Annotated in this window: 17 protein-coding genes; 9 read left to right on the top strand and 8 right to left on the bottom strand. The window is 62.7% G+C overall.

Annotation, left to right across the window (positions count from 1 at the left end):
- Positions 1-7: 7 nt before the first annotated feature.
- The 7 genes from JQ603_RS07770 to JQ603_RS07740 all read right to left on the bottom strand — a co-directional run bounded on the left by JQ603_RS07770 (position 8) and on the right by JQ603_RS07740 (position 9,875).
- Positions 8-1,213, bottom strand: coding sequence for an ATP-binding protein (locus JQ603_RS07770; RefSeq protein ID WP_349630704.1), 1,206 nt, complete (start codon positions 1,211-1,213; stop codon positions 8-10).
- A 394-nt stretch (positions 1,214-1,607) separates the two neighbouring features.
- Entirely contained in the window at positions 1,608-1,838 is a 231-nt protein-coding gene (locus JQ603_RS07765; RefSeq protein ID WP_212337853.1) for a hypothetical protein, read from the bottom strand.
- A 32-nt stretch (positions 1,839-1,870) separates the two neighbouring features.
- Positions 1,871-2,710, bottom strand: a complete 840-nt coding sequence (locus JQ603_RS07760) for an outer membrane beta-barrel protein (protein ID WP_212338256.1) — start codon at positions 2,708-2,710, stop codon at positions 1,871-1,873.
- Positions 2,711-2,847: 137 nt separating this feature from the next.
- Positions 2,848-4,113 (bottom strand): arginine deiminase, encoded by a 1,266-nt coding sequence (gene arcA, locus JQ603_RS07755; RefSeq protein ID WP_212337852.1) that lies wholly within the window; start codon positions 4,111-4,113, stop codon positions 2,848-2,850.
- Between the two features lie 14 nt (positions 4,114-4,127).
- Positions 4,128-5,561 carry a basic amino acid/polyamine antiporter gene (locus JQ603_RS07750; RefSeq protein WP_212337851.1) on the bottom strand — a complete coding sequence of 478 codons (1,434 nt, stop codon included), beginning with the start codon at positions 5,559-5,561 and terminating at the stop codon, positions 4,128-4,130.
- 145 nt (positions 5,562-5,706) lie between these two features.
- Positions 5,707-8,772 carry an efflux RND transporter permease subunit gene (locus JQ603_RS07745; protein WP_212337849.1) on the bottom strand — a complete coding sequence of 1,022 codons (3,066 nt, stop codon included), beginning with the start codon at positions 8,770-8,772 and terminating at the stop codon, positions 5,707-5,709.
- A complete protein-coding gene (locus JQ603_RS07740) occupies positions 8,769-9,875 on the bottom strand; it encodes an efflux RND transporter periplasmic adaptor subunit (RefSeq protein ID WP_212338255.1) in 1,107 nt (368 codons plus the stop codon). Before JQ603_RS07740 ends, JQ603_RS07745 begins: the two co-directional genes overlap by 4 nt.
- Positions 9,876-10,288: 413 nt before the next feature.
- Here JQ603_RS07740 and JQ603_RS07735 point away from each other — a divergent pair, with 413 nt between their 5' ends.
- The 7 genes from JQ603_RS07735 to JQ603_RS07705 all read left to right on the top strand — a co-directional run bounded on the left by JQ603_RS07735 (position 10,289) and on the right by JQ603_RS07705 (position 15,121).
- Complete coding sequence (locus JQ603_RS07735) at positions 10,289-10,765, top strand: Na+/H+ antiporter subunit E (protein WP_212337847.1); 477 nt, start codon at positions 10,289-10,291, stop codon at positions 10,763-10,765.
- Positions 10,758-11,048: a monovalent cation/H+ antiporter complex subunit F gene (locus tag JQ603_RS07730; RefSeq protein WP_212337845.1), complete on the top strand. Its 291-nt coding sequence runs from the start codon at positions 10,758-10,760 to the stop codon at positions 11,046-11,048. The genes JQ603_RS07735 and JQ603_RS07730 overlap by 8 nt, the downstream gene beginning before the upstream one ends.
- Positions 11,045-11,338, top strand: coding sequence for a cation:proton antiporter (locus JQ603_RS07725; protein ID WP_212337843.1), 294 nt, complete (start codon positions 11,045-11,047; stop codon positions 11,336-11,338). Before JQ603_RS07730 ends, JQ603_RS07725 begins: the two co-directional genes overlap by 4 nt.
- Positions 11,335-12,279 carry an MnhB domain-containing protein gene (locus JQ603_RS07720; protein ID WP_212337842.1) on the top strand — a complete coding sequence of 315 codons (945 nt, stop codon included), beginning with the start codon at positions 11,335-11,337 and terminating at the stop codon, positions 12,277-12,279. The genes JQ603_RS07725 and JQ603_RS07720 overlap by 4 nt, the downstream gene beginning before the upstream one ends.
- Complete coding sequence (locus JQ603_RS07715; RefSeq protein ID WP_212337841.1) at positions 12,276-12,617, top strand: NADH-quinone oxidoreductase subunit K; 342 nt, start codon at positions 12,276-12,278, stop codon at positions 12,615-12,617. The genes JQ603_RS07720 and JQ603_RS07715 overlap by 4 nt, the downstream gene beginning before the upstream one ends.
- Positions 12,617-14,386: a complex I subunit 5 family protein gene (locus tag JQ603_RS07710; protein ID WP_212337840.1), complete on the top strand. Its 1,770-nt coding sequence runs from the start codon at positions 12,617-12,619 to the stop codon at positions 14,384-14,386. Before JQ603_RS07715 ends, JQ603_RS07710 begins: the two co-directional genes overlap by 1 nt.
- Positions 14,387-14,617: 231 nt before the next feature.
- Complete coding sequence (locus JQ603_RS07705) at positions 14,618-15,121, top strand: DUF1269 domain-containing protein (protein ID WP_018642556.1); 504 nt, start codon at positions 14,618-14,620, stop codon at positions 15,119-15,121.
- 19 nt (positions 15,122-15,140) lie between these two features.
- Here JQ603_RS07705 and JQ603_RS07700 read toward each other — a convergent pair whose 3' ends face one another.
- On the bottom strand, positions 15,141-15,851 hold the full coding sequence (locus tag JQ603_RS07700; protein WP_212337839.1) for a Bax inhibitor-1/YccA family protein: 711 nt from the start codon (positions 15,849-15,851) through the stop codon (positions 15,141-15,143).
- 263 nt (positions 15,852-16,114) lie between these two features.
- Here JQ603_RS07700 and JQ603_RS07695 point away from each other — a divergent pair, with 263 nt between their 5' ends.
- Positions 16,115-16,345: a DUF6894 family protein gene (locus JQ603_RS07695; protein WP_212337838.1), complete on the top strand. Its 231-nt coding sequence runs from the start codon at positions 16,115-16,117 to the stop codon at positions 16,343-16,345.
- 151 nt (positions 16,346-16,496) lie between these two features.
- A complete protein-coding gene (locus JQ603_RS07690; protein WP_212337837.1) occupies positions 16,497-17,930 on the top strand; it encodes a basic amino acid/polyamine antiporter in 1,434 nt (477 codons plus the stop codon).
- The last annotated feature ends 9 nt before the right edge of the window (positions 17,931-17,939 follow it).

The following is a 17,939-nucleotide window of genomic DNA, read 5'->3' as shown; positions in this document are numbered from 1 at the left end:
CCGCGGGCTAGTGTTCTTTCGCTGATCGTGTGCCTGCGTGGGCCCTCATGATGGTCGAGGCTCTTCGCCGGTTCCGCCTGTTCGCCGCGAAACGGCGCGGAAACATCGCGCACAGGACGGTTCCGGAAAGTGGTGGGGTCCGGCTGGAGCGGATGTCGAGCGTGCCTCCGATCTCATGCAGCCTTACCCGCATCGCGGGAATGCCGACTCCGATCGATGCCGCCTTGTGGCCGCGCCCGACGGCTTCGGGAAGACCACGTCCATTGTCGCTGATCGTCAGCGCGAAACGGCTGTCGGCAAGGTCGATGGAGATGGCCACTTCTGTCGCCTTCGCATGACGGAAGACGTTCGTGAGAGCTTCCTGAACAACGCGCAGCAGCGAGCGCTTCGTTTCATACGGCAGCCGATCGATATCCGGCACGATGTTCACGGTCACACGCAACGACGTGCGCGCCGCAAATCCTTCCGCGTATCGCTCGATCGTGGCCTTCAATCCCTCACCCGCCAGATTCCGCGGATGCAGGAGATAGGCAAAGGCGCGGAGCTCCCGGAGGGCTTCATCGACCGACGCGTCAATGTCGTCGCAGAGCCGCTCCGCCAGGGCCGCATCGCCCAGATTGTTCCGCATCCGCATCACGCCGAGGCTGGCGGCGATCAGATGCTGACAGGTCGAATCGTGCAGATCGGAGGCGATCCGCTGCTGGATGCCTTCCTGGATGGCAAGCAGGCCGACGTCGATATCGAGCCCGTCGTCGCATGCGGCGGCGCGCTCGAAAGCACCATTGCGCAGCTCGCGGTGGCTGCCGATCAACCGGACCACACCGCCATCCACGATCGGCACGACCGTCGTTTCCATCGCCCGCGGCGACCCGCCGAGCGCGAGTCGCTGGCGGATCCTGACCTCCGTTCCCTCCGCGAGGCCCGCCCGAAGCGCCTCGCAGACGGACCTTGCGTCGTCCGCACTCACGCAATCGAAAACGTCCATGTCGCTGACGTCTTCCGATGATACGCCGAGCCGAGACTCGAATGCCGGATTGATTCCCTCATAGGCGAAGTGTCCGCGGAAGGACGGACGCGCGGCGAAGAGAAGATCGGCCGAAGACGCCCAATAGAGCTCGTCGATCGGTTCCTGCGAACCTATGCGCAGCCAGTTCTTCAGACCGGTTCGATCCGACTCGCTGTCGGGGGAGCCATGTGGCTTCACGGTACGCACTCACTATATTCCGGCGACGCCCGATATTGGCGACGATATCGCAGGTCCCCTCCCCACCCCAGGAGCGAGACGTCCGCCACCGGATCCGGAAGACGCACACCATTGGGGCTGACCAATCATACACCCCGTCGCGCGGCCACACCATCAGGTAGTATTATTTCCGGATTAAAATCTCGAATTCGTGAGGCATGCTTTCGACGGCGAGCAATATGCAGTTTGTGCCACGCTCGCGACGTCAAATCCGATGCAACAGAGATTCAAAATCAGGGATGTGGGTGGCCGTGAGATCATTATGGCAACATGGTTGCACCGATATGCAGCAGCACGCCTTCCGCAATTTGCCAGCACCATTTCCGGCGCACGGCGGCCCGTCGGGCACGATGCGCGACTCAGCCTAGCGGCTGCTGCTCGCGCCTGACTTCTTCTTCCTCGCTGCCTTTGCCGCTGGTGCGGGGCGAGGCGGCGCAATATCGAGGGGATGCGACGGCTGTTGCAGACGGTGCGTCGCGGCATCATCCCGAAGCGCGTCGGTATCGAGACGCTGGCCTCGATCCACCGCATCGCGCGGATCGGCGAGCGCCACCGATGCCGCAAGGCTTCCGGCGACGATGCAGGTCAGCGTCAACAGGCGTCTTGCGGGCATCTTTCAGGTCTCACTCAAAAGGCGAAATCCAGGCGAGGGCCGATGCGAACGTCTCTGTATCGCCGCAGCGGAACGTTCGACGTTCGCGCCTCGTATAGCACAGTGGTCGTGAGCGACACATTGCTGGCGAAATTATACTTCAGGCCCACATCAACCGAATAAAGCTGATCCTGACGGCCGCTATTGAGCCCATCGGTGAACCAATAAGCCTCGAACAGCGGAGTGCTCACGATCGACCATCTGGGATCGAGCTTGACCTCGATACCGAGCACGGCGTCAAAGCGCCAGCGGCGCGCTTCCGCGAGATCTGAGAACCGATAGGTCAGCAGCAGCAGCGGCGAGAACGTCGCGTTGTCGATGCGGAAGTCGCGTGCCACCGAGCCCATCACATCATGGGACGCGAATGCGAGGTCGCGGTAGACCCCGTCGAAATCATACCGGTTTTCATAGATGGCAGAGAAGCGCCAGCCGTTCCAATTCTCGGTCAGACGCGCGCCCATGCGCGCGACGGCGAAGTTCCCGTCCTTCTCCCGCGAAAAGGCTTCGTACTGGGCCCGCGCGTAGAGCCGGTAGGACAGATCATTGGTGAGATTTCCGTCGAGCCTGACACTGACGTCCGGCTCGTAGTAGATGTCCGACTTGCGGTTGTCGCGGGTGAAGAGCGCGTTGTCGGTGAAGGTCGGCGAGACGGAACCGACGACGCTCCAGGACGGTGCGGAATAGTAGGGCACGGCGGCAATCGGGCTCGTCTTGAACTCGTTGAGATCAAGGTCCGCCGCCCCAGCCGTGCCCGCACTCAATAAGCCGAGGACGGGCAGGCCGACGATCGGCAGAAGAAATCCAGAGCTTCGCATGGCGCCCACCTCCGATGCTGCTCAGACCGGGTTTCGCGCCACGCTGCGCAATGATTGTGGCGTGTTAATGTCTTGATTTTAAATCACTGGTTGATCGGATCGACCAACGTCGGTCAGGGCCGCCAGACCGCGCACGCCTAGTAGTCAACCGCATCCCTGATGATCGGACACGTCATGCAATGACCGCCGCCGCGCCCCCGTCCGAGCTCGGCGCCGACGATGGTGATCACCTCGATCCCCTCCTTGCGCAGCAGCGTGTTGGTGTAGGTGTTGCGGTCATAGGCGAACACGACGCCGGGGGCCGCGCAGACGAGATTGGCGCCGCTGTCCCACTGGGTCCGCTCACGCAGATAGGCGTTCCCGCCGGTCTCCACGACACGCAGCTTCTTCAGACCGAGCGCTTCTGCGACGACGTCGACGAAGGGCTTCTCGTCCTTGCGCAACTCGAGGCCAGCCGGATTGTCGGCCGGCCGATAGGAGAATGCGGTAATGTTGTTGACGATATCGGGATAGAGCAGCACGCAATCGCGGTCGGCGAAGGTGAAGACGGTATCGAGATGCATCGCCGCGCGGAGCTTGGGCATCGCGGCGACGATCACCCGCTCGGCCGCCTTCTTCCTGAATAGCGCCGCAGCAAGCTGGCTGATCGCCTGCCTCGAGGTTCGCTCGCTGAGCCCGATCAGAACGTTGCCCTTTCCGATCGGCATCACGTCGCCGCCTTCCAGCGTGGCGAGGCCGTGATCCTGCGTCGGATCTCCCCACCAGACATTGACCCTGCCGGCGAAATCCGGATGGAACTTGTAGATGGCGGTGGCGAGGATCGGCTCTTCATGACGCGCCGGCCAGAACAGCGAATTCAGCGTCACGCCGCCATAGATCCAGCAGGTGGTATCGCGCGTGTACAGCGTGTTCGGAAGCGGCGGCAGCAGATATTCGGTCATGCCCGCCGCTTCCCGGATCAGCCTGAGCATCTCGCCACCATGGGCCTCGGGAAAATCGTGGGTCGACAGTCCGCCGATCAGGGTCTCCGCCAGCTCGCGAGGCTTGAGGCTTTCCAGATAGCCGCGCAGCTCGTCGATCAGCCCGAGCCCGACCTGATTGGGGACCACCTGGTTGTCGAGAATCCACTTCCTGGCTTCAGGGATGGCCACGGTGTCGGTGAGCAGGTTGTGCATCTCGACGACATCGATGCCGCGGTCGCGCATCTTCTGCACGAAGTCGAAATGATCGCGCTTGGCATTGTCGACCCACAGCACATCGTCGAACAGCAGAGTATCGCAGTTCGTGGGCGTGAGGCGCTGATGCGCGCGGCCCGGTGAGCAGACCATCACCTTGCGCAGCTGACCGACTTCCGAATGAACACCGAACGGGATCTTTGAATCCGACGTCTGTGCTGTCGCCATGGCAGATGCCTCGCCTAGATGGTGATGTAGCCGGTAGCCAGGCCATGAATCCCGACCACGGCGCCAATCACGGCCGCGATGAAGATGACCCAATCGATCGAAGTGAAGATCTTCGCCTTCTGCTGGAGGCGCGCCCAGAAATACAGCACCGTGCCGGGGGCGTAGAGGATCGCCGACAGGAGAAGATATTTCATTCCGGCGGCATAGATCAGGAATAGCGTGTAGACGACGGCGATACCGGCGAAGATCAGGTCGCGCCTGCGTTCGCCCGGGCTCTTTTCGTATGTCTCGCCCCGCTTGACCAGCAGGAGCCCGTAGGCGGCGACCAGGAAAAACGGAATGAGGTTCATGACGCTCGTCAAATTGAGCATCAACGCAAAGGCATCCCGCGACCAATAGGTGCTGATGACGAACAGCTGCACGACAATATTGGTGAGCCAGAGCGCGGCAGCCGGCACCTTGTTGGCGTTTTCGGTGCCGAACACGCGCGGCATGTCCCTGGTCCGGCCGGCGGCGGAGAGCACCTCGGCGCAGATCAGCGACCAGGCGAGATAGGCTCCGAGCACCGAGACCAGAAGTCCAATGCTGACGAAGACGGCGCCCCAATGCCCTACCACCGCCTCCAGCACCGTCGCCATCGACGGCTGCCGAGCGTCGGCGATCTCGGCGCGCGGCAGCACGGCATAGGGCAGCATCGTCACGAGCACCATGAGGCTCGTGACGACCGCGAAGCCAATGATCGTCGCGGCACCGACATGGGACCGTTCCTTGGCGTAGCGGGAATAGACGCTGGCGCCCTCGATCCCGAGAAAGACGAACACCGTGACCAGCATGGTCGCGCGGATCTGATCGAACAGACCCTTGTCCGGCATCCCCTCGCCTCCCCAGAAATTTGCACGGAACAGGTCGGCCTTGAAGGCGAACGCCAGGATGACGATGAAGATCAGGATCGGCACGATCTTGGCGATGGTGACGATGGTGTTGATCGCGGCGGCCTGTTGCACGCCACGCAGGATCATGAAGTGGAACAGCCAGATTCCGATCGAGGCGACGATGATCGCGGTGACCGTATTGCCGTCACCAAACACGGGAAAGAACGCGCCAAGCGTCGACTTGATCAGCACCCAGTAGGACACGTTGCCGATGCAACTGCCGATCCAGTAGCCGAGCGCCGACAGAAAGCCGGGATAGTCGCCGAAACCCGCCTTCGCATAGGCGTAGACGCCGGCATCGAGATCCGGCTTTCGCTCGGCCAGCGTCTGAAACACGCGCGCCATCGTGTACATGCCGCCGCCAGCGATGCACCAGGCGAAGATGGCGCCAAACGGACCGGTGGCGATGCCGAACGTTCGCGGCAGCGAGAAGATGCCTGAGCCGACCATGGAGCCGACGACCATTGCCGTCAGTGCGAACAACGAAAGCTTTTGGGCCGTTGGCGTCGCAGTCATGAAGGGACCTCGAACCGCGAACGATGACCGATGCCGTGACCGATCGGCCTGCTCATTCCGAGGCCGAACCATGCGCCGACGCATGAAGGCGGCCTATCAGGTGATTACCTAGTCGAGGTCCGGGATTACCCTCGCGGCACGATGCTCAGGCCGGGCCGGATGCATCGGAAGCGCCGGTCGACTCCTTCGCGCCAAACCAGGCCACATACAAGGTCGGAAGGAACACCAGTGTCAGAACGGTCGCGACGAGCAGTCCGCCCATGATCGCAAAGGCCATCGGCCCCCAGAAGACAGTCGGAGCAATCGGAATCATGCCGAGGACGGTGGAGACAGCCGTCAGCATGATCGGACGAAAGCGGGAGCTGCTGGCATCGACCGCGGCCTCCCAGGGTCCCTTCCCTTGCGCGCGCTCCGCCTCGATCTGACCGATCAGGATCACCGCGTTCTTGCAGATCATGCCGAGCAGCGCGAGGATGCCGAGAATGGCGACGAAACCCAGCGGTCTGCCGGAAAGCATCAGCGCCGCAATCACACCGATCAGACCGAGCGGCGCCACGCTCACGACCATGAACAATCGCGGGAAGCTCTGCAGCTGAATCATGAGAACCGTGAACATGACGAATAGCATCATGGGCACCACAGCCAGAACGGACGCCTGCGACTTCCTGCTCTCTTCCACCGTGCCGCCGACAACCACATTGTACGATGTTGGCAGGGTCTTTTTCAGATTCTCGATGGCAGGCGAGAGCGCGCCTACTACAGCTTCCGGAAGAGTGTCGCCGGCGATGGCCGCCTGGACCGTCAGAGTTGGAACGCGGTCACGCCGCCAGATCAGCGGAAACTCCTGCGTATACTCGAAGGATGCAAACTGGTTGAGCGGGACCGTCTGTCCGCTCGGCAGCGGTACCTGCAAGGTACGGAGGGTGGCTAGCGAGACACGCTGTTCGTCGGTTGCGCGCGCCACCACGTTGACCAGATAGATATCGTCGCGAAGCTGGGTGACGGGGGTGCCTGATATGACCGTATTCAGGACGGAGGCTATCGCCTGCGAACTGAGTCCGAGAAGGCGCGCTTCATCCTGATCGACACGAATGCGCACTTGGCGGTCAGGCTCCATCCAGTCGAAATTGACCTGCTTGGCCCCGGGGTAGCGGGAAACGATCTGCGCGACCTTGAGTGCGATTTCACGCACCTGCCCTACGTCGGGACCGCCGACCCGATACTGCACCGGCCAGCCAACCGGCGGCCCGAGTTCAAGCGGAGATACGGACGAAATGGCATTAGGAAATTCCTCTGCCAGGAATTTGTCCAGTTTCGCGTGCAACCGCTCGCTTGCTGCAACGTCCTTCGCAACGACAACCGCCTGCATGAAGAAATCGTTGGGCAGCTGGACATTGAGCGGCAGATAGAAGCGAATTGCGCCGCGACCCACATAGCTGCTCCAGTGCGCGACATCCGGATCGCCGGTCAACTTCGCGTCCAGGCGCTTGGCGGCCGCTTCGCTTGCGTAGATAGATGCGTTCTGCGGCAGACTAAGATCAACCAGCAGTTCCGGTCGATCAGACGACGGAAAGAACTGGCGCGGGATGAGAGGCAGTGCGAGAAGAGACGCAATAAAGAGAGCCAATGAAACAAGTATCGTCAGCCATTTTGCGCGCATCGCGAATGTGAGGAAATTCCGATAAAGGCGGTAGATCCTGCCGGGAGCATCGTCGCTCTTCTGCCTTGGCGGAACCAGAATGACGGCTCCGAGCAACGGCGTGAAGATGACCGCGACGAACCAGGACACGAGCAGCGCGATGGTGACCACGGCAAACAGCGAGAACGTGTATTCGCCCGCCGAGCTGGCCGCAAAGCCGACCGGAATGAACCCGGCGATCGTCACCAGCGTCCCCGCGAGCATGGCGAAGGCGTGAGTCCGGAAAGCGTAGGTCGCGGCCTCGACCTTGCTGGCTCCCTGCGCCAGCCGGGTGAGTGTCGCGTCCGTGGTTGTCATCGCGTCGTCGACGAGCAATGCAAGGGCGATGATCAAGGCACCCAGAGATATTCGCTGCATATCGATGCGGACGATCTCCATGATCGGAAACACGATCGCGAGGGTCAATGGTATGGCGAGCGCGATAATGAGGCCGGGACGAACGCCGAGACTGATGAAACTCACGGCGAGTATGATCGCGATCGCCTGCAGCAGCGACGTCATGAATTCGCCGATCGCCTGGCGCACGACGACGGATTGATCTGCGACGAGGCTCGGCTCGATGCCGATCGGCAGGTCCGCGGTGATCTGCGCCATCACTTTCTTTATGTTTGCGCCGAGCGCGAGAATGTCGCCGCCTTCCCGCATTGCAATCGCAAGCCCGATTGCCGGCTGGCCGTTGACACGGAACATCGGCTGGGGTGGGTCGACATAACCGCGCCGCACCTGGGCGATATCGCTCAGCCGCAGCATTTTCCCGCCGGCTGCAAAGTTGATGTTGGCAATATCTTGCTCGGACGAAAAACCTCCCGACACCCGAAGCGAAATGCTTTCGGAACCAGTCTCAATCGTTCCGGCCGGGCGCACGATATTTTGCGCCTGCAGTGCACCGAGCAGAGCCGACCGATCGATCCCGAGAGTCGCAAGCTGCTGCTTGGAGAATTCGACGAAGATCACCTCGTCTTGCGCTCCCAGCAGCTCGATTTTCGACACGTCGGGCACAAGGAGCAACCTGGAGCGGATAGCCTCGACGCGGTCACGCAGTTCGCGCTGAGTAAAGCCGTCGCTGGTAAAGCCGTAGATGATGCCGAACGTATCGCCGAAGTCATCGTTGAAGCCGGGCCCGATAACCCCAGCTGGCAGCGTGTGCCTCATGTCGCCGACTGTCTTTCGAACCTCATACCAGGTGTCGGAGACCTCTTTGGCGCTGGCACTCCCCTTCAAATTGACAAAGATGGTCGTAACGCCTGCCCGGGTGAAGCTGCGCAGAAAGTCCAGATGAGGCGTTTCCTGAAGCTGGCGTTCGAGCCGCTCCGTTACCTGCTTCATCGTCTCGTCGACGGATGCGCCCGGCCAGGCTGCCTGGACGACCATGGTCTTGATGATGAACGCAGGATCCTCGTTCCGGCCGAGCCGGAAATAGGACAGCGCTCCGGCGACCACCGCAACGATCATCATGTAGACGACAAGCGAGCGGTGCTTGAGGGCCCAATCGGAAAGGTTCAGTCCGATCATGGCGTCGACCCGAGCACGCGGACTTTCTGACCCGGATGAAGTGCCTGGACTCCGGCCGTAACGATGACTTCGCCGCTATCGAGTCCCTGCAAGATGATCGCTTGCGCCTCATCGAACCGCAACACGTCAACGTTGCGGATGGAGACCGTGCTGGTGGACGGATCGACAATCCAAACGGCCGGCCGTTGATTCATCTTGGTTAGGGCCGTTGACGGAATGTCGATCATCGGCCCGGCGTTCGTTTCGACCCGCCCCACGACGGTCGCGCCAAGTCGCATCGCCGCAGGAGGGTTCGTCAACCCCACCCTCACCTCGAAGGTCCGGGTGACGGGACTGGCTTGTGCAGCGACCTCCCGGATGCGGCCCTGAGCTGTTATTTTCAAGTCATCCACCAGATTGACCGTGACCTTCGGATCAACCGACCCGGATCGGATCAGTTGAGCGGGGACATCAAAGACGGCATCGCGACCGTCCTGCCGTGCGATCTTGGCGATCATCTGCCCAGCCTGGACGACCTCGCCGGCGCCTGGCCCCGTCGCAGTGATTACACCCGGCGCGTCGGCCATAAGCTCGGTGAAACTAACGAGATCATGCGCCGAGTTGAGTTGCGCCTCGGCGGCATCCACCTGCGACTGCGCGGTCTGTCGCGCCTGGGTTGCGGCATCGTAGTTGGCGCGCGTGGTCCATCCCTGTGCAAGCAATGTCTCCTGGCGATCGAAATGATTGCGAGCCTGCGTCAACTGGCCCTGAGCAGCGGCAAGCGCCGCCTGTGCCTGTCGCAGCGTGTTGAGTTCGTTCTGAGATTCCAGTCGTGCCAGCACCTGCCCGGCCTTCACCTGGTCTCCGATCTTGCAGGCGTTGTCCAGGAGGCGTCCGGAAATCCGGAACGCGATATTCACTTCATCCTCGGCTTCGATCCGGCCGGTAAACGTCAACGGAGTTGACGTCTCGCGTTTCTCGATAGTTGCGGTCCGAACCGGGCGTGGCGAGGGTGCGGCGTTCGTTTCCGCTTCCCTTTCACAGGCCGCCAGCAGCAGCGAGGAAGCGGCCGCAGCAAGGGCCAAGGTGAAGAGCTGTCGAGACGGCCTTCGCCTGCTGCGCATAATCATCTTCAGCCCCTCCGCGTTCCCGGACACATTGCCGGGCAGGCGAGCCTTTCCGGAGATTGCGATTTCCCGGTATCGTCCTCGGTATTTTTACCGAAGGGAGCTGGCGCAGACATCGGTAAATCTACCCAGTGCGGCCGGATGCAATCGTGGTCAACCCTGGAGCATGCTCAGGGGATTCCTGATGCTTGATCAGGCAAACACCCGATATCCCCGGTCACATCGATAGCGCAGGGTTCGATCTTCAAGTGAAGCGATGCCGCGAGGCAAAGCGAACCGCGCGGAGACTGTGCTTTATGTCATCGGCGGAGCTGACCAAGGAATTTGCGCTGATCTCGCCGGGGCGCGAGATAGTCCCTAGAGACACACGTGCTTGGAAGCGTCGTCCCTAGAAATGGAGCGGAAAATCCATGGGGTCATTGGGGGTGAGCGCGACTTCCCGAGCGGCATGGTTCCTCTGCCTCTGGCTCGTGCTTGCTGGCGCCAATCCCGGAGATATTCCTGCCGCCGCAGCCGCTGTTGGCGCGGCGACCTGGACAAGCTTGTACCTGCTGGAGCCCAGCGCCTCGCGGCGCTCACCGCGTGCCATCGCCCGGCTGGCGCTGCTTTTCCTGTACCACTCCGTCGTTGCCGGAGCGGACGTCGCAAGGCGCGCGCTCGATCCTCGATTGCCCCTGCGCCCGGGATTTGTGGCCTATCCAACCCGTCTTTCACGCGGCCTGCGCCGCAACGTATTCGCAACGCTCACCAGCCTGCTGCCCGGCACTGTGCCAACAGGAGACGAGAATGGGCACCTCCTCTATCACTGCCTCGACGTCGAACAGCCGGTGGCCGCAGAGCTTGCTGCAGAGGAAGCGGCCTTGATCCGAGCGCTCTACAATGACTGAGTTTCTCACTGCCGCAGTCGGCTTCATTCTCGCAATGCTGGCTCTGGGGCTCGTGTCGATCCTGCGTGGTCCGGGAGACGCTGACCGCATGATGGCCGCGCAGCTGATCGGGACCGCAGGTATTTCTGTATTGCTTCTGCTCGGCACCGTAACGGGCGTACCCGCTGCAATCGACGTGGCGTTGACTTTGGCACTTCTCGCCACGTTCGCGTCCATCGCGTTCGTCAAGAAAGGGCTCTCCCGCTTCGACGCCGATGGAGCCGGATCAACGGAAGACAAATGAGCCTCGCTCGCGACATCGTGACGATTGCGGCAGTGTCGACCGGCGCGTTCTTCTTTCTGGCCGGCACTGTCGGCCTTCTTCGCTTCCCCGATACGCTGACTCGTCTGCACGCGCTCACCAAGGCGGACAATCTCGGCCTGGGTCTTGTCGTGCTTGGGCTGCTCCCGCAAGCAGGGAGCCTCCGCGGCGGGCTGAAATTGGTTAGCATCTGGCTGCTCGGGCTCCTCGCGGGCGCGACAGTCTCCCAACTGATCGCGCACACCGCGCGCCGAGGCGGGCCGGCGCCATGAGCATCGTGACGGTCTTCGAGATCGCGCTCGCCGCCGTGGTACTGGGCCTCGCCATCTGGACTATCGCTGTTCCCGAAACCTATTCGGCAACGGTCGGTTTCGTTGCCTACGGATTGCTGGTCGCGCTGATCTGGGTGCGTCTCGACGCTGTCGATGTCGCGCTGACGGAGGCCGCAATTGGTGGAGGCCTGGGTGGTGTGCTGCTGTTGGGCGCAGCCGCGCGGCTGCGGAATGCCGATCTGACAGCCGTGGAAACGCCGTGCAAGTTGGTGCGCCTCTGCGCGGCCGCACTATCCTCGTTGATCGCGGCGGCACTCGTCGCCGCCATACTGCTCCTGCCCGATCCGGCACCAACGCTTGCTCCGGCCGCCGTCGCGAAAGCCTGGGCGACGGGCCTGGCCAACCCCGTGACCAACGTGCTCATGGCATTCCGCGCTATGGATACCATGCTCGAGAAAGTCGTACTCCTGCTGGCCATCGTCGGTGTTTGGTCGCTTGCGTCGGACCCGGCTTGGGGAGGTCGTCCGGGGCCGCGCCACGAGGCCAATCCCCATGGCGTTCTCGCCTTTCTTGCGCGCCTGTTGCCGCCCGTCGGTATCGTCGTCGGCATCTATGTCTTTTGGACGGGAGCCGACCATCCCGGCGGAGCTTTTCAGGGTGGCGCGATTCTCGCGTCCATGTGGCTTCTCGTCATCATGGCCGGATTGACGGACACGCCACCGGTGAGCAGTCGGTGGCTACGGTTCATCCTGGTGGCCGGACCTGGCCTGTTCCTAGTCGTTGGCATCGGAGGGCTTTGTCTTGGCCCGGCGTTCCTTGCCTATCCGCCCCCGCTAGCCAAGCCCCTGATTCTCGGTATCGAGGTCGCCATGATCCTGACGATCGCGGCAACGCTCGGCCTGCTGCTCGCCGGCGCACCGGAACGGAGCGAGCAACGATGAGCAGCGTGACGGTATTCGGATTGTGCGCTGCCGCCGCGGTCGGGCTTGGCCTATATGGCCTGATTACAAATCCGCAGCCGCTTCGCAAGATCATCGCATTCAATCTGCTGGGCAGCGGCGTATTCCTTCTGTTCGGCATCGTGGGACGGCGGGGTGCGGCAGCGGGCTTTGGCAATGATCCGGTGCCACAAGCCCTGGTGATTACCGGCGTCGTCGTCGCGTTTTCTGCGACGGCTTTGGCGATCGCCCTGTTGCTGCGGCTGTTCCAGACCGCTGGTTCCACGACGCTGCGCAGTGGCGCACCTGAGGGCGCTGGCCCCGATCCGTCCGGTGACTGATGCTACTCCATCCCACGGCGTTGGACGCGGCAACGACTACGGGCGGTTTCCTGCTGGTGCTATCGATCATTGTCCCGGTCTCAGGCGTTTTGCTGGCGTACGTTCTCGGCGACCGTCACGTCAGGCTGGTCGCGTTCGCAGTCATTCCCCTTGGATTGGCGATTGCCGCAGCTACCCTCGCGATCCTGCCGCAGAGCGATGGCCCCCTCGTTTACCTGCTCGGCGCCTGGCCGCCGCCGCTGGGTGTGGCACTGCGCGGGGACGGCTTGTCAGCTGTGATGCTCGCGACGACGGCACTCGTAATCTCCGCGATCTCCGTTTTTGCCGCGACTGATTTTTGTCCAGCGGCAGCCGAAACGCGCGCGCCGTTCACATTCTGGGTCCTGCTGCTGGCGATCTGGGGGGCGTTGAACACGATCTTCATCGGCGGCGACCTCTTCACCCTTTATGTCGCCCTCGAACTGTTGACGTTTGCCGCCGTGCCGCTGGTCTCGCTCGACGGCCGCGCCGAGACGCTGCGAGCCGCGCTGCGATATCTGCTCTTCGCGCTGCTCGGTTCCGTTCTCTACTTGCTGGGTACGGCACTGCTCTATGGCCTCTACGGTACACTTGACATCGTGCTGTTGTCGCGGCGCGTCAGTGCGGAGGCGGCCGCACTCGCCGCGGCGGCATTGATGACAACGGGTCTTCTCGCCAAGACCGCGCTCTTTCCGCTGCATCTTTGGTTGCCGCCTGCTCACGCCGGTGCACCGGCGGCGGCGAGCGCAATCCTGTCCGGCCTGGTCGTGAAGGGATCCTTCTTCATCATCATACGGCTCTGGTTCAACGTGATGCCCGCCTTGCCCGGCTTCGCCGCCACGCAATTGCTCGCGACGCTGGGAGCGGCAGCGATCGTATTCGGGAGCGTTGTCGCTCTACGGCAAGAACGCCTCAAGCTCCTCATCGCGTATTCGACATTGGCGCAGATCGGGTATCTCTTCTTGATGTTCCCACTTGCGTTCAATGCCTCGGGGAGGCTCGAGAGCGACGAAGCCTTGGCGGGGGGGCTGCTGCAGGCTGTCTCCCATGCCACCGCAAAAGCGGCGATGTTCATGGCCGTCGGATCGATCTACGTGGCACTGGGTCACGATCGCATCACGGAATTGCGCGGCATCGTGCGAGCTCGGCCCCTGAGCTTTCTGGCCTTTGCGCTGGGTGGCATCGCGCTGATGGGCGTACCTCCGAGTGGTGCATCCCTTGCGAAGGATCTGTTGCTCCAGGCGGCAGAGGAGAGCGGGCAGTGGTGGTGGGCGGTCGTGCTCCAGGCGGGCGGGATGTTTACGGCCGCCTATGTGGTGCTGGTTCTGGCGCACGCGCTGGCGGCTTCAGACGAGTCAATTGCCGTAACAGGCCCGGCATTGCGCAATCAGGACCTGGCGGCGCTTGCCCTGGCGCTCTGCTCGCTATTGCTCGGCCTCGTGCCCTGGGACCCGTATCTACCCGTTCCGTTTGGTACGGCATCGAACGTCTTCGGCATCGACAAATTGCTGTTGCCTGCCCTCGGGGGCGCGGTGCTGGCGATCCTGCTCAGTCCCTGGCCACATCCGCTCGCATCTTCGACGACCTGGAAGGCGCTCGTGAGCGTAGTCCGTCCGTTGCGGCGCGCCGCTGTTGAATTCGGCGGACTTGTCGAGCGAGGTGACGACGTCATTCGACAGTGGCCCACGGCGGGCATCTCCCTGCTCGTCGTGGCATTGCTGCTCGCCGCATTGATGTTGGCGGCGAATTGAGGACACCTCAACCGAGCTGTGGAACCAAGGGATTTCATCGATCGGGTCGGGCGAACGTTCTCGTCCTGCCCAAGCGATGTCCCGGATGCCAGCGTTGCAGCGCGCATGCGCCCATTGGGACATTCATCCGCGACGGCCAAGGGTTTCCTCTGATCGCGGAAGTACCCCTTGCACGGTACCGTCAGCAGGAATGTTCCGGTCCGCATTTTGTCGATCCAACGGGAGGTCTTCATGTCCGATCTGGTCGCGATCGTGTACCCGTCCGAGGCAAAAGCCGAAGAAGTGCGTCAGCGGCTGCTCAAGCTGCAGAAGGAATATCTGATCACGATCAGCGACGCCGTGATCGCCGTGAAGACGGATTCGGGCGGCATCAAGCTCAATCAGCTCGTCAACACCACTGCCATGGGTGCGATGACCGGGAGCTTCTGGGGCCTCCTCATCGGAGTCCTGTTTCTCAATCCGATCCTCGGGGTCGCCGTGGGCGCCGCGTCGGGCGCGCTCGGCGGCGCGCTCTCCGACTTCGGCATCGACGATTCCTTCATGAAGAACCTGTCGGCCAATCTCCAGACCGGCAACGCTGCCCTGTTCGTCCTGATCAAGCACATGACCGCGGACAAGGTGATCAAGGAGATCAAGGACGCCGGCGGCGTCGTGCTCAAGACCTCGCTCGATGAGACCAAGGAAGCGGCGCTGCGCGACGCGCTCGCCAGTGCGGTGGAGCGGCCGGCGGCCTGAGCCGCCGTCGTCCCGCGCCTCAACGGCGACCGCCGGCAAGTCGCAGCAGCATCATGAACAGGTTGAGGAAATTGAGATAGAGCGACAGCGCCGCAACGACCGACTTGCGGCCCGTGGCGGTGTGGTCATCCGAGATGTCGTACATCCCCTTGATCCGCTGGGTATCGTAGGCCGTCAGGCCGGCAAACACGCCGACACCGACGATCGAGATCAGCCAGTCGAGCGCGGTCGACCCCAGGAACAGGTTGATCAGGCTCGCGATGATGATTCCGATCAGGCCCATGAACAGGAAGGTGCCTAATCCCGAGAGATCGCGCCGGGTCGTGTAGCCGAGAAGACTCAGCGCGCCGAACATTGCGGCCGCGATGAAGAAGACGCGGGTGATCGAGGAACTCGTATAGATGTGCAGCAATATCGATAGCGATACGCCGACCAGCGCCGAATAGACGAAGAACAGGATCCGCGCCGTGGGCACCGACAGCGTGTTGATGCGCGAGCCGATGAAGAACACCAGGGCGAGCGGCGCCAGGATGAAGACCCACATCAGGGGGCTCTGGAGCAATTCGGGGCCGATGGCCTGATAGGTCACCCAGGCGACGACGGCGGTCAAGCCGACGCCGGTGGCCATGTAGCCGTAGATCCGCAGCATGTAATCGCGCAATCCGGTATCTATCCCGATCGCGCCGCCGGCAGCGTCGGTGGCCGTCAGGTTGTGATCATAGTTCGACATCGCTTGCCTCCTCTGGCACTCGCCGGATGAGGTTACGCTAGCCTTGGAACCTGCCGACCGACATCGGTCAATCTCCCGAGGGCCAACGGTGAAAACCACCGCCTTCCGATGCAAATTGCACGGCGGCGCCGAAGCGCCCACGGCAGCCGCGTCGTTACCAATCCGCAACTCGGGAACCTCTGCCTTCGGCTCTCAGTCTTTTGGCGGAGGCACCTTACGCCGTTGTCACTAGAGACCCGCCGTAGTCCGGCTTAATCGGGCGCATGCGCTTTTTCTTCCATATCGCTGACAAGTACGGTGTTTCGACCGACGGGATCGGATGCGAATATGCCGGGCAGGACGCAGCTGCCCTGCATGCCGGCCGCCTTGCCGCCGAGCTTGCCAAGGCTGGCGAATTCTTCCGCGGCAGTGTCGTGCTCGTCGCCCGGGCCACAGACTCCCTCCCCCGCCCGGCGAGCGAGAACGACGCCGCCGCATCGCTTCCGAAGAGCTGACGTCCGCACCTGACGCCCTGCGCGGCCGCCGATTTCCTGCCCTGCTGCCTACAGAGAATCCCTGATGGGCGCACGGGGTGCGGCCCTCTAAGGTCCGCGCATGAGGCGGCCGCTCCAACTGCGGCCGCCTTGGATTGGAAGGCCATCCGTCATGGCGGCGAACGAGGCCGATCAGAAACTCTCGCGCAACGCGCTGATTGCGCTTGTGATCGGGTCGATGGTCGGCTCCGGCATCTTCGCATTGCCGGCCCAATTCGGACGCACCACCGGTGCTCTCGGCGCGATCATCGCCTGGGTGATCGCCGGTACCGGCATGCTGACGCTCGCCTTCGTGTTCCAGTCGCTGTCCCGGCGCAAGCCGGCGCTCGATGCCGGCATCTACGCCTACGCCAAGGACGGCTTCGGCGACTATATCGGCTTTGCCTCCGCGGTGGGCTATTGGATCGGCTGTTGCCTCGCCGACGTCGCCTGTCTCATCCTGATCAAGGCCACGCTCGGGCAGTTCTTCCCCGTCTTCGGCGACGGCACGACGCCGATCGCAATCGCTTCGGCGTCCGTGCTGCTGTGGAGCGTGCATATCCTGGTGCTGCGCGGCATCAAGGGCGCTGCCGCGCTCAACACCGCCACGACCTTCGCGAAAATCATTCCGATCCTGCTGTTCATCGTCGTGGCTGGGATCGCCCTGAACGGCGAAGTGTTCTCGGGGAATTTCTGGGGTGCGGAGCGGCCGGACGCGCGGGACGTGCTGACCCAGGTCCGCGGCACGATGCTGCTCACGGTGTTCGTATTCGTCGGCATCGAGGGCGCGAGCGTGTATTCGCGCTACGCCAGGACGCGTTCCGACATCGGCATCGCGACTGTCACCGGATTTCTGACGGTGCTCTGCCTTCTCGTGCTCGTGACGCTCCTGTCCTACGGCATCCTGCCGCGGGCTGAGCTCACGGATCTGCCCACACCGTCGATGGCGGGCGTGATGGAAGCCATGGTCGGCCGCTGGGGCGGCGTGTTCATCAGCATCGCCTTGCTGATCTCGATCCTCGGCAACTACCTGTCCTGGTCGCTGCTTGCGGCCGAGATCCTGCACTCGGCGGCGAACCAGCGCACCATGCCGGCCTTTCTCGCGCGCGAGAACGCGCACAAGGTTCCTGTCGGGGCGCTCTGGCTCACGAATTGCGTGATACAGGCGTTTCTCTTCGTGAGCTGGTTCGCCGAATATGCCTTCACGCTCGCCCTGAAGATGACGAGCGCGATGACGCTGATCCCGTATTTTCTCGTCGCCGCGTACGGCCTTAAGCTCGCATCGACCGGCGAGGCCTATGATGCCGGCGAGCGCGCCCGCATCACCGACGGGATCGTCGCAGCCGTCGCGACGCTCTACGCGGCCGGTATGATCTACGCCGGCGGACCGAAATTTCTCCTGCTGTCCGCAATCCTCTATGCGCCGGGAACGCTGCTGTTCCTGATCGCCAAGCGCGAGCGCAAGGAGAGGCTGTTCAGGCCGGTCGAGTCCGTCCTGTTCGGGGCCATCGCCATCGCCGCGGGCGCCGGAATCTACGGGCTGGCTGTCGGAGCCATCTCGATCTGACCGATTGTC

Origin of the sequence: Bradyrhizobium liaoningense (assembly GCF_018130825.1) — a bacterium.
In the GTDB taxonomy this organism is placed as follows: Bacteria; Pseudomonadota; Alphaproteobacteria; order Rhizobiales; family Xanthobacteraceae; genus Bradyrhizobium; species Bradyrhizobium liaoningense_B.
The sequence above is the reverse complement of the archived record's forward strand: the minus strand, read 5'-3'. Positions and strand labels throughout refer to the sequence as shown.

Coding starts and splice junctions, on each gene's coding strand:
- JQ603_RS07730 (WP_212337845.1), top strand. CDS start 10,758: ATGACTGAGTTTCTCACTGCCGCAGTCGGCTTCATTCTCGCAATGCTG.
- JQ603_RS07690 (WP_212337837.1), top strand. CDS start 16,497: ATGGCGGCGAACGAGGCCGATCAGAAACTCTCGCGCAACGCGCTGATT.
- JQ603_RS07715 (WP_212337841.1), top strand. CDS start 12,276: ATGAGCAGCGTGACGGTATTCGGATTGTGCGCTGCCGCCGCGGTCGGG.
- JQ603_RS07725 (WP_212337843.1), top strand. CDS start 11,045: ATGAGCCTCGCTCGCGACATCGTGACGATTGCGGCAGTGTCGACCGGC.
- JQ603_RS07740 (WP_212338255.1), bottom strand. CDS start 9,875: ATGCGCAGCAGGCGAAGGCCGTCTCGACAGCTCTTCACCTTGGCCCTT.
- JQ603_RS07710 (WP_212337840.1), top strand. CDS start 12,617: ATGCTACTCCATCCCACGGCGTTGGACGCGGCAACGACTACGGGCGGT.
- JQ603_RS07705 (WP_018642556.1), top strand. CDS start 14,618: ATGTCCGATCTGGTCGCGATCGTGTACCCGTCCGAGGCAAAAGCCGAA.
- JQ603_RS07745 (WP_212337849.1), bottom strand. CDS start 8,772: ATGATCGGACTGAACCTTTCCGATTGGGCCCTCAAGCACCGCTCGCTT.
- JQ603_RS07750 (WP_212337851.1), bottom strand. CDS start 5,561: ATGACTGCGACGCCAACGGCCCAAAAGCTTTCGTTGTTCGCACTGACG.
- JQ603_RS07695 (WP_212337838.1), top strand. CDS start 16,115: ATGCGCTTTTTCTTCCATATCGCTGACAAGTACGGTGTTTCGACCGAC.
- arcA (WP_212337852.1), bottom strand. CDS start 4,113: ATGGCGACAGCACAGACGTCGGATTCAAAGATCCCGTTCGGTGTTCAT.
- JQ603_RS07720 (WP_212337842.1), top strand. CDS start 11,335: ATGAGCATCGTGACGGTCTTCGAGATCGCGCTCGCCGCCGTGGTACTG.
- JQ603_RS07735 (WP_212337847.1), top strand. CDS start 10,289: ATGGGGTCATTGGGGGTGAGCGCGACTTCCCGAGCGGCATGGTTCCTC.
- JQ603_RS07760 (WP_212338256.1), bottom strand. CDS start 2,710: ATGCGAAGCTCTGGATTTCTTCTGCCGATCGTCGGCCTGCCCGTCCTC.
- JQ603_RS07700 (WP_212337839.1), bottom strand. CDS start 15,851: ATGTCGAACTATGATCACAACCTGACGGCCACCGACGCTGCCGGCGGC.